This window comes from Megasphaera cerevisiae DSM 20462, assembly GCF_001045675.1.
Classification (GTDB): domain Bacteria; phylum Bacillota; class Negativicutes; order Veillonellales; family Megasphaeraceae; genus Megasphaera; species Megasphaera cerevisiae.
Genome location: NZ_LEKT01000139.1, coordinates 1 through 882, shown reverse-complemented (window position 1 = coordinate 882; position 882 = coordinate 1). Strand labels below are relative to the sequence as shown.

Annotated in this window: 1 pseudogene; it reads left to right on the top strand. The window is 46.9% G+C overall.

Annotation, left to right across the window (positions count from 1 at the left end):
• A pseudogene (locus AB840_RS17690) lies at positions 1-882 on the top strand (hypothetical protein); the annotation flags it as partial.

The window sequence follows — 882 nt, the reverse complement described above, 5'->3', positions numbered from 1 at the left end:
TGAGTTTGAGTCAGATACGCTTGTGCTTGTTGACGCACTATCTGATGTGCTTACTGAGTTTGAGTCAGATACGCTTGTGCTTGTTGACGCACTATCTGATGTGCTTACTGAGTTTGAGTCAGATACGCTTGTGCTTGTTGACGCACTATCTGATGTGCTCATTGAGTTTGAGTCAGATACGCTTGTGCTTGTTGACGCACTATCTGATGTGCTTACTGAGTTTGAGTCAGATACGCTTGTGCTTGTTGACGCACTATCTGATGTACTTACTGAGTTTGATCCAGAAACGCTTGTGCTTGTTGACGCACTATCTGATGTGCTCATTGAGTTTGAGTCAGATACGCTTGTGCTTAATGATGCACTATCTGATGTACTTACTGAGTTTGATCCAGAAACGCTTGTGCTTGTTGACGCACTATCTGATGTGCTCATTGAGTTTGAGTCAGACGCGCTTACTGATGTTGAATCAGATGCACTTGCTGATGTAGAGTCAGATGCACTTGTTGACGCTGAGTCGCTTGCGCTTGTTGACGCTGAGTCGCTTGCGCTTACTGACGCTGAGTCAGATGCACTTACTGATGCTGAGTCAGACGCGCTTACTGATGCTGAGTCAGACGCGCTTACTGATGCTGAATCAGACGCGCTTACTGATGCTGAATCAGATGCACTTGCTGATGCTGAGTCACTTGCACTTACTGACGCTGAGTCAGACACGCTTACTGATGCTGAATCAGATGCACTTACTGATGCTGAATCGCTCGCACTTGTTGACGCTGAGTCAGACGCGCTTACTGACGCTGAGTCAGATGCACTTGTTGACGCTGAATCAGATGCACTTACTGATGTAGAGTCAGACGCGCTTACTGACGCTGAGTCAGATGC